The following is a 10,543-nucleotide window of genomic DNA, read 5'->3' as shown; positions in this document are numbered from 1 at the left end:
AGGCTCGACCGTAGGTTCCGGCGAAGGCTCCGGCGTTGGTTCCGATGTAGGTTCCAGCGAAGGCTCGACCGTAGGTTCAGATGTAGGTTCCAGCGAAGGCTCGACCGTAGGTTCCGGCGAAGGCTCCACCGTCGGCTCAACCGTAGGCTCCGGCGTTGGTTCAACCGTAGGCGCAGAAGCCGGAAGATCGGACGCTTCTTCTACAGGAGGCATTGTAGGAGTGCCCGGACTACCCAAATTCAAAGGATAGTCAGCAATGGCGTTATCGGGGAGATCCGATCGCTGGCCCTCGGGGCTCTGCAGAGGCAAGCGCATTTGGCTGTCGTCCAGCCCCTCCCGGCCCTCCGATTCAGGTGTGGCGGACTCAAATGACACGAGATCCATGAGGATGTCCTCCAATGCGGAGGGCGCATCGATCGGATCTACATTATCCGGCTCTTGTTCAACGGACCGCTCCTGAGGCAATGCAACGGGTGCTGTTGAACGGTCGTCAAATAGTGGCGTCAAAATACCGACCGCTGAAGCGGCCACCGCCAGCGCAGCTAGGCCAGCTCCCACTCCAGCTGCAACTGCCGAAGCACTCACGGTTCCCGTCACCACAGCTGCAGCCCCGGAACCGGCAGTCGATACTGCAACCGAGGAACCACCAGTAGCGGCGGTAATTCCGCCGCCGAGTTGCGCCAGTCCCCCTGACGCTGAAATACCTAAGACAGTGGTTCCCCCAACGAACAATGGCAGCACCACGCTGCGCATGGGCGCGCCGATGTTTTTAAGCTCGCCGTAAACAAGCGAACAGTCTGGGCAATTCTTAAGGTGCGACTTCAGGGATCGAGTGGCCTTGGGACTCAAGTTATTTCGAATAAACGCGGGAAGCTGCTTGCGCGCAGACGCGCAGTCGGCAACGAGGCCTGCATGTTCTTTGAGGTGGGCAGCAAGGTAAGACTCACGTAGCCCCTCACGGGCTCTAACGGCCAACGCAGACGCTGCGTTGGGAGTGATACCAAGAATCGTCGCGATCTCGCGGGGAGGAAGCCCATCGACTTCGTTATGCCACAAAACTGCACGCCATCGCTCCGGCAGCGATTTGAAAGCGCGGATAACGATCTTTGATTCGGCGCGCCGCATGACTTCGTCAGCATCCGGGGTTTCACTCGCGAACTCTGCGATCTCATCGATGTCGGCTTCACGCCGCGCAGCTCTGTTTCTAGAGAAGGCCTCCCTGGAAACCGAGGTCAACAGATACGCGCGGAAGAATTCGGTCGGCCCGGACCCATGCTTGAGGCTTGCGAAAACTCTCAAAAAAGCTTCGGACACAATATCCTCTGCTTCAGACGGATTATCGGTATGCCGATAGGCAACTGCCAGCGCAACTTGCTTGTGGCGCTGGTACAGCCGCTCTTGGCACACCCGGCTTCCAACGCGTGCGCCCTGAATCAGTTCCGAATCGCTAGCCCCCGCAATTTCGGCTCCCGAATCAATTGCCATAAAGTCCCCATACTTCGAAAACGATGCGTCCACTAACCGAATTCACCCCGGCGGATTTTTCAAAACCTCGCACTTATCCAGTTAATATTTGTAGACCCTATCACCAAGAAGGACCAAGGGGCTCCAAACAGACCATCCGTTCCGATATTCACAGGATCTCAACAGATCCCAACCAGTGGTTGCTCTTTATTGCTCCAGTGACTGAACGGCTTGCGCCCCAAGCAGCAAGCCATTCAGTCGCCGACGCGAACGGCGTGAATTCGAGTCCCCCAAGCACCCGGTTCATCGCCTCTACACGTTAAGAGTCCCCAACCACCGAATCATGACGCGAGTTTAGGCAAGTTCTTTTAATTTTGTTTTGTATCGGGACATCGGTAACTGTTCTGTATCAACACATCGGTAGCGCTTCCCACCACTTTTACCCCCGCTTGTCGAAACAGGCAGCCTCCCAAGTTCTAGAGTCTAGGCAGGTTGTCAAACTGGAAGATCTGAAAAATAATCCAGTCGAAGCTATGCTGAATCTCCCCTAGCCACTCAGCCTGACTTAGTCATGCACCAGGGAATTCATGCCATCTGTTCATGACAGAAAGCCCATTTCACGATCAATGGCTACTACTCATTCGTTGAGGACCTTGCGCCGGTGGCGCATTTTCCGATTGCTGTTGCTCTCCAATTCCTGTGCGGTTCCCACAAGCGAGGCTAAGCGACAGATCTCGCTGTTCTGCAAATTGAACTGGTGCATGCAGAGCCAAGTGCCATACGGTGTGCCCGGGAGAAAGAATGACTGCGGCACGGAGGTTCGGATCTTCTGCCAGCTGCTGATCAAGCATCGCCAACTCGGAGCAGTCGCTGTGCGACTTGGCGGAGAAATCATGGACCTCTCCTGTCCCGTCGCCGATTCAGGAGTTGGCGAACCAGAATCTTCCCGTGCCCTGAGCCGCACGAACAAGCAGCAACCTTGCGCTGGGGTTGGCCCAGCCTACGAATCGCTGAAACGCCGGGTGCGGCTGGAACTGGGCAGTCACTCGTTCACCTTCCGGTGCGGTGTCGGGATGTCTCGGAGAAATGCGGGTGATCCCGTCCGCAGAATTCGGGCTATCCGGCGGCGCTGCTGGATAGCGCCCAGACTGGTCATTGTATCTACGAATTGCCTCCAGCCAAGATGCCGCTTAATTGGCCACGCCTCCACACGTGTGGTTCGTGGCCCTCCACGCCGTTGCGCCGGGACTTCAGCCTGAGTCTTCGAGGCCGCGCTTCATCCGTCCGCTTCCGCGCAGGTCTCCGAGAGTCGGCAGTATTTCGATCCGCGGTGCAGGACGTTGCCGCGAGCTCTGTGCTGGTTGCTTGGCGCCATCTTCTTCGGCCGATGGCTCGAAAGATTGGGAGGTCTTGGGATGCCGCCGCCAATGGACATAGGTCTTGATCCCGAAAGCAAGGAGCACAGCCACGACAATTGAGCCTAAGACCAGTGAAGCATGCACCACCTCGGCCAAAGCCAGGTCATCGACGTTCTTGGTCATTATCGAGGCAGCAGTATTCGCGTTCATAACCATTCCTGTACTCGAAGTTACGACTGCTCTATCCCCATATGGCTCACAGTCTATGAGCTGGGAGGCTCAATTCGCGCGTGCCTCGTCCAATCGATACCTCTTTGTTATAGGTGAGCCGAACACCAGGCAGTTATAACAGTGAATGCACCTGGAAGCATTGGAATCTGGAGGAGTTGAGGCTACGATGCAGCCTTGCCTGGAGGCCAGCGCGCGGTCCGGCACGCGAAAACCCCTCTCCCGCCAGTAAGGCAGAAGAGGGGTCCGGCAAAAGCCAGTTCCTAGTGCTCGCGGCGGATCAGCTTTCCGCCAGGAGTCTGGAAGTCCACGTCGGCCCCCGCGATGATCGACCGGCGGACCACGCCACTCAGGGTCTTGCCCTGGTACGGGGAAATCGGGTTCTTGTGATGCAGCTTGGCCACATCCACCTCGAAGGTGTCCTCCGGAGCGAAGATCGCGAAATCCGCGTCCTTGCCGGTCTCGATGCCGCCCTTGGCGCTCAGCCCGGCAAGCTTGGAAGGATTCACGCCCATCCATTGCACCACCTGCTCCAGCTTCAGCCCGCGCCCCTTGGCTTCGGACCAGATCAGCGGCAGGCCCAGCTGCAGCGAGGCGACGCCGCCCCAGGCGACGCCGAAGTCGCCATTCTCCACGTCCTTCAAATCGACAGTGGACGGGGAGTGGTCCGAAACGATGCAGTCGATAATGCCTTCTTCCAGGCCCTTCCACAGCAGTTCGCGGTTGTCGTTCTCGCGGATCGGCGGGCAGCATTTGAAGGCCGTGGCGCCGTCCGGGATGTCCTCGGCGAGCAGCGTCAGATAGTGCGGGCAGGTTTCCACGGTGAGCTTCACGCCTTCGGCGCGGGCCTCGCGGATCATCTCCAGGGCATCCGAGCTGGACAGGTGCAGCACGTGGGCGCGTACCCCGGTCTTGCGGGCGCGCTCGATGACCTGCGCAATGGCGGTATTCTCCGCATCACGCGGACGCGAGTTCAGGAATCCGGCGTACTGTCCGCCGACAGGATTCGGCGAATTATCGATGATGTCCGAGTCCTCGGCGTGCACGATCATCAGCGAATCGAAGTAGGCAAGCTCTGCCATGTCCTCTTCCATCTCGTCGACGGTCAGCGAGGGGAACTCGTCGACTCCGGAGTGAAGCAGGAAGCACTTGAAGCCGAAGACGCCGGCTTCGTGCAGCTGACGCAAGTCCTTCTTGTTGCCCGGAATGGCGCCGCCCCAGAAGCCGACATTGACATACGCGTTCTTGCTGGCAGCTTCGCGCTTGATTTCCAGTGCTTCGAGGTTCACCGTGGGCGGGATGGAGTTCAGCGGCATGTCCACGATCGTGGTGACACCGCCTGCCGCTGCGGCCTTGGTGGCAGACTCGAAGCCTTCCCACTCGGTACGCCCCGGCTCGTTGACGTGGACGTGGGTATCCACCAGGCCCGGGAGCAAAACCTCGTCGTCGCCGACCTCTAAGGTGCGTGCGCCCTGCAGATTATTTCCCAGCGGCTCGATGGCTACGATCTTTCCGTCGCGGACGCCGATTTCGCGGGCGGCCATGCCGGCGGTAGTCAAGATGCGTTCGCCCCGGATAACCAGATCGAAGTCCAGATCTGCGTTGTCGTTGGTTTCGCGTTCAACAGCTTCGTTGATGCTCATGAGTCGTTCCCTACTCGTTACGTTTAAAGCTTGAGACTAAATTCAGTAGTGCGTGGTGCGGTTATTTCCATGATCTCCTATCTTGAAAATAACCGCACCCGCAATTTATGGGAGTTGCCAGTGGCAGCGACGACCGACCTCAGGCACTCACACCGGCACTGGATTTCATGGGTACTAGCGCGGTAGGCGCGTCCCCGATCTCCAGTGCAAGATCTTCAAATTCATTAACCGCATCCAGCTGCGCACCCATGGAAATGTTGGTGACCTTCTCCAGGATCACTTCAACCACCACGGGGACCTGGTGCTCGTCGGCCAGCCTGTTCGCTTCGGCGAATCCCTCGGCCAGCTTCGCCGGATCATTCACCCGAACGGCCTTGCATCCGAGCCCTTCGGCGACCTTGACGTGGTCCACGCCGTAGCCGTCGGTTTCCGGGGAGTTGATGTTATCGAAGCCCAGGGAGACGTGATAATCCATTTCGAAGGGACGCTGCGATTGGCGGATCAGGCCGAGGTAGGAGTTGTTGACCACCACGTGCACGTAAGGCAGCTTGAACTGGGCGCCTACTGCCAGCTCTTCAATCATGAATTGGAAGTCGTAATCCCCGGATAGCGCCACAACTTTTTCCCCTGGCTTGCCGCGCACGACGCCCAGGGCTGCCGGACCGGTCCAGCCCAAGGGTCCGGCCTGGCCGGCGTTGATCCACTTGCGTGGTCCATAGACGTGCAGCATCTGCGCGCCGGCGATCTGGCTGAGCCCGATGGTGGATACGTAGGTGGTGTCCTGGCCGAAGACCGCGTTCATCTCCTGGTAGACGCGCTGCGGCTTGATCGGAATATTGTCGAAGTTGGTCTTGCGGTGGTTCGTTCCCTTGCGGGCCGTGCACTGGTCGGCCCACTGCGAGTAATCGGGGATCAGCCCAGCGCTCTTGCGTTCGCGCACGATCTCCAGGATTGATACCAGCGCCGCCGCGGCATCCGAGGTAATTCCCAGATCCGGTGCAAAAACGCGACCGATCTGCGTGGGCTCGATATCCACGTGGATGAACTTGCGCCCTACACGGTAGGTTTCGAGGCCACCGGTGTGCCGGTTCGCCCACCGGTTTCCGATGCCGAGCACCACATCCGAGGCCAAGAAGGATTCGTTGCCGTATTTGGTGTGGGTCTGGATGCCCACCATGCCCGACTGCAAACGGTGGTCATCCGGAATGACGCCCCAGCCCATCAGGGTGGGCGAAACCGGGATGTTGAGCTCTTCGGCCAGCTGCACGAGCTTGTCGCTGGCGTTGGCGTTGATCACGCCACCGCCGGCAACGATGATTGGACGCTTGCCGCTCAGCAGCAGGTCAACGATCTTCTCGGCCTGGCTGCGAGTTGCCTCCGGCTTGGTGGGCGCCAACGGCTCGTAGGCATCGATGTCAAAATCAATCTCGGCCAACTGCACGTTGATAGGCAAGTCGATCAGCGCAGGACCGGGGCGGCCCGAACGCATGATCTGGAAAGCCTTGGCGAAGGTTCCCGGAACGAGCCCCGGCTCCAGCACGGTGCTCGCGTATTTGGTCACCGGCTTCGCGATGGATTCAATATCCACCGCCTGGAAGTCTTCCTTGTGCAATACGTGGGTTGGTGCCTGGCCGGTGATGCACAGCATCGGGATCGAGTCGGCGATGGCCGCATACAGGCCGGTGATCATGTCGGTGCCGGCCGGCCCGGAGGTACCCAGGCACAGGCCGATCTTGCCGCTGGCCCGCGAGTAGCCGTCAGCTGCATGCGAGGCTCCCTCGACGTGGCGGTGCAGCGTATGGCGGATTCCGCCATGCTGTTTCATCGCCGAGTACAGCGGGTTGATTGCCGCGCCGGGCAAGCCGAACGCTTCGGTGGCGCCTTCCTTTTCCAGGATCAGCACGATGGCATCTACTGCGCGCATCTTAGGCATTGAAATCACACATCCTTATCGATGGTTCGGCCCCGAATGGAGCGGTGAAAGAAGAAACAAGATTATGAGGGGATGACCTGTGGCGGGCCGACGAAGTGAATCGACCTCACGCCCACCCCGAGCACCGGAAGCCGGACTCGAACTGGAACGAAGGACTCCATCGGCTGGCGAATACAGTTGTTCGCCAGCCGATGGGCCGGCTACCGAAGGCAGGCGCAGGACCCGCCACAGGAAGTTTGAGGGGAAGAGCAGGAGAGAAACTTACTCGCTTTGACCCGAAAGGCGCTGCACTCCGCGGAAGAGACCCGAGTGATCCAGCGAGCCGTCGCCGCTGGCGACGGTGGAACCCACCAGCTGGGCGACGAGCGAACCCATCGGAAGCACCACGCCGGCTTCGCGGGCGGCCGAGGTGACGATGCCCATGTCCTTGTGGTGCAGGGCCAGGCGGAAGCCCGGTCCGAATTCACGGTCCAGGATCTTCTGGCCCTTCTGGTCAAGCACCTTGGAGCCGGCGAGTCCCCCGCCGAGCACTTTCAGTGCCGAATCGGTGTCTACGCCATAGGCTTCGAGGAAGACCACCGCTTCGCTCAGCGCCTGGATATTTGCCGCGACGATCAGCTGGTTTGCGGCCTTGACGGTTTGCCCGGATCCGGAGGGACCGACCAGGACGATGGTCTTGCCCACCGCTTCGAGGACCGGCTTGGAATCTGCGAAGTCCGCCGGTTCGCCGCCGACCATAATGGAGAGCACCGCGTCGATGGCGCCCTGCTCGCCACCGGATACCGGCGCGTCCAGTGGACGCAATCCGGCCTCACGCGCCGCATTCGAAAGGTTCACCGCAACGTCGGGACGGATAGAGGAATTATCGATCCAGATGGCCCCGGATTTTGCGTGCGCGAACAGGCCCTCTGCGCCGGTGGTGACCGCTTCGACATCGGGAGAGTCCGGAACCATGGTGATGATGACGTCGGCGCCCTTGACCGCTTCGGCGATCGACTCTGCCGCGTGGCCACCGGCTGCCGCAAGCTCGGTGGTGGCTTTTTCACTGCGGTTGAAACCGGTGACGTTGAAGCCTGCGGTGACGAGGTTCTTGGCCATGGGCAGTCCCATGATTCCCAAACCGATAAAAGCTACATTCTGTGACATGTGATTCTCCAAAGTGTTTTGGCGGCCCGCACGAGGGGCGAGTGGAAGTTTAGGAGGCGTTGGCGCCGGCGGTGGCAAGCCATTGAAAGGCGGTCTGCGCGTCCTGCTTGTATTCCAGGGCTACCTTGCCGGTGTATCCAAGCTGACGGGAGCGTTCAATCCAGGCAAGCAAGGGCAGATCACCAGTTCCTGGCGCCCCACGGCCCGGCGCGTCGGCGATCTGGATGTGGCCGAATTCTTTCGCGTGGCTTTCGATAACCTGCGGGACATCATCGCCGTTGACCGCTAGGTGGTAGAAGTCGGCCAGCAGGGCAATATTGTTCTTGCCCGCTTCCTTGACCTTAGTGACCACGTCCAGTGCCTCGGCGGCGGTCTTCAGCGGGTAGGCCTCGGTGCCGGAGACCGGTTCGATCAGCACGGTGCCTTCGATGCGTTCGATGCCCCCGGCGGCAACCAACAGGTTTTCAAGGGCCAGCGCGTCTTGAGCCTGCGCAGTGGATTCCGCAAGACGATTTCCATAGAGGGCGTTGAAGGATTTGCATCCGGTGGCCTCGCCGATCGCGGCGACCACGTCCACGTTCTCACGGAACTCTGCACTGCGCCCGACCCAGGAAACTAGTCCGCGGTCCCCCGCAGGCATGTCACCGGCGAAGAAGTTCAATCCGTCCAGCTGCACGCCCGCGTTCTTGATCGAGCTAACGAACTCATCTACCTGCTTGTCGCTTGGCACGGCGGTGGCAAATGGCCACCAGAATTCGACGCTGTCGAATCCCGCCTGCTTGGCTGCTTCGGCACGCTGGTTGATGGGTAGTTCGGTGAGCAGAATCGAGCAGTTCAGAGTGTAAGACACTGGATTTCCCTTCAAAACCTATTTCAAATATTCCACTTCATGGAATGTTTGTTTTGCTTTATGAAAACTCTAAGTCGAGACACAGATCACTGTCAACCCTCTAGGGCCCTTCGTTTCGCGCATCGCAAACAGGTGCGTACTACGGAAGCCAGCCCTTGCGAAATGCACGAGGGCCACCGGAGGGAAGGGCTCGAAAGCGGGTAGGCAGGACACCTATTTCGCATTATGGAAATAAATCATTTCGCATATCGGAATTTCTATTTTTCCTTGCGGAAATCCTGTGACGCACATTACAGTTGGGTCAGTCCTTCGACATGGCATATATCTCGCGAGTAATTAACCTCTGGAGCAGTCGTGAAAAAATCATCATCCAAAGACTTTGCCAAGGCAAAGCAAAAACCCAAGAAGCGCCTCTACAAATCATTGTTCGTCCAACTCGGAGTCGCGGTCCTCGCCGGAGTCCTCATCGGCCACTTCTGGCCCGCGGTCGGCTCGGAGCTCAGGCCACTGGGTGATGGCTTCATCATGCTGATCAAGATGATCATCGCGCCACTCATCTTCTTGGTCATCGTCACCGGCATCGCCGCCGTTGGCGACGTGCAGGCGGTGGGCCGCGTGGGAGTCAAGGCGCTGGTGTATTTCACCAGCGCAACGCTGTTCGCCCTGGTCTTCGGATTGATCATCGCCAACGTCTTCCAGCCCGGGGCAGGATTGAATATCGACCCGTCCACGTTGGACGACTCATCACTTCAGGAGAAAACAGGCGAAGCCAAGGGTGCTGCCGACTTTATTCTCGGCATCATCCCGGTCAGCGTAATCGGCGCCTTCGCCGAGAACAATCTGCTGCAGGTCCTCTTCTTCTCGGTATTCTTTGGAGCGGCGATCGTCGTTGTCGGCAAAGAACGATGCATGCCGCTCCTGGCGGTTTTCGAGAACATCCTCGAATTGATCTTCAAGGTCATGAGCTGGGTTATGAAGGTCGCCCCACTTGGCGCCTTCGGCGCCATGGGCTTCATCATCGGCCAGTACGGCATCGCGACCTTGGGCACCTACGCCAAATTGATCATCGCCTGCTATGTTGCAGCACTGCTGTTCATCGGCGTGCTGTTCATCATCGCCTGGACCTTCGCCCGAGTACCGCTATGGCAGTTCATTCGCTACACCCGCGAAGAATTTCTCCTGGCGCTGGGCACGGCATCCACCGAATCGGTAATGCCGCGCATTATGACCAAGCTGACCAATGCCGGCTGCTCGCGCGCCACCACCGGGCTGGTGGTACCCACCGGCTACTCGTTCAATCTGGACGGCGCAGCTATTTATCTTTCCATCTCCCTGCTCTTCCTGGCCCAGGCTTTCGGGCATGACTTGAGCTTCGGGCAGCAGCTGGCCGCACTGGGCGTCCTGCTGCTGACTTCCAAGGGCATGGCCGGCGTCCCGGGTTCCTCGTTCCTGGCGCTGTCAGCCACCGCCGCGGCATTAGGCATCTTCCCGGTGGCTGGGGTGGCCCTGTTGCTGGGCGCCGATCGCATCATGGATTCCATGCGCGTGGTAGTCAACCTGCTGGGCAATTGCGTGGCGACGTTCGTGGTCGCCAAGTGGGAGGGCCAGTTCGACCGTGAAAATATGAAGAGAGCCTTCGCGGGAGAAATCACCAATGAGGACACGGCCCGCATGCTGGGCAAGGAAGAGGAATACGAAGCGGCCGAACTTGCCCGCTTGGCCTCTGGCGAAAAGCCCTCGCCGAAGTTCGGCGGCGGTCCGACCGCAGATGACATTCCCGAGATCACCCTGCATAAGCGCCAGTAGCTGCACCCCCGTCCCCAAGATCCGGCCCGGCGCGTGTACGCACCGGGCCGGAACCAGGTCGGCGGAATTGTTGACCAAACGCTGCAGCCGTCTTCCGCCCGGGCAGGCAAGCTGG

The 10,543-nt window shown here is 59.4% G+C and carries 7 protein-coding genes; 1 reads left to right on the top strand and 6 read right to left on the bottom strand.

Annotated features, from left to right (window positions below; all coding sequences use genetic code 11):
• The 6 genes from CQ017_RS03525 to CQ017_RS03495 all read right to left on the bottom strand — a co-directional run.
• Positions 1–1,518 (bottom strand): sigma-70 family RNA polymerase sigma factor (locus CQ017_RS03525; protein WP_181150485.1); only part of this gene is annotated, 1,518 nt, incomplete at its 3' end.
• Between the two features lie 1,196 nt (positions 1,519–2,714).
• Positions 2,715–3,032: a hypothetical protein gene (locus CQ017_RS03515; RefSeq protein WP_146112418.1), complete on the bottom strand. Its 318-nt coding sequence runs from the start codon at positions 3,030–3,032 to the stop codon at positions 2,715–2,717.
• 281 nt (positions 3,033–3,313) lie between these two features.
• Positions 3,314–4,693, bottom strand: coding sequence for an allantoinase AllB (gene allB, locus CQ017_RS03510; RefSeq protein WP_105552554.1), 1,380 nt, complete (start codon positions 4,691–4,693; stop codon positions 3,314–3,316).
• 139 nt (positions 4,694–4,832) lie between these two features.
• The gene (gcl, locus tag CQ017_RS03505; protein ID WP_105552553.1) at positions 4,833–6,626 is read right to left on the bottom strand and encodes a glyoxylate carboligase; all 1,794 of its coding nucleotides are present in this window, start codon (positions 6,624–6,626) and stop codon (positions 4,833–4,835) included.
• Positions 6,627–6,887: 261 nt separating this feature from the next.
• Positions 6,888–7,772 carry a 2-hydroxy-3-oxopropionate reductase gene (locus CQ017_RS03500; RefSeq protein ID WP_105552552.1) on the bottom strand — a complete coding sequence of 295 codons (885 nt, stop codon included), beginning with the start codon at positions 7,770–7,772 and terminating at the stop codon, positions 6,888–6,890.
• 49 nt (positions 7,773–7,821) lie between these two features.
• A complete protein-coding gene (locus tag CQ017_RS03495; RefSeq protein ID WP_105552551.1) occupies positions 7,822–8,622 on the bottom strand; it encodes a hydroxypyruvate isomerase family protein in 801 nt (266 codons plus the stop codon).
• A 354-nt stretch (positions 8,623–8,976) separates the two neighbouring features.
• On the opposite strand from CQ017_RS03495, the gene CQ017_RS03490 reads away from it, so the two are divergent.
• A complete protein-coding gene (locus CQ017_RS03490) occupies positions 8,977–10,428 on the top strand; it encodes a cation:dicarboxylate symporter family transporter (RefSeq protein WP_105552550.1) in 1,452 nt (483 codons plus the stop codon).
• Positions 10,429–10,543: the final 115 nt, after the last annotated feature.

It is taken from the genome of Arthrobacter sp. MYb224, assembly GCF_002975455.1.
GTDB lineage: Bacteria > Actinomycetota > Actinomycetes > Actinomycetales > Micrococcaceae > Glutamicibacter.
This window is presented reverse-complemented; position numbering and strand designations above follow the sequence as displayed.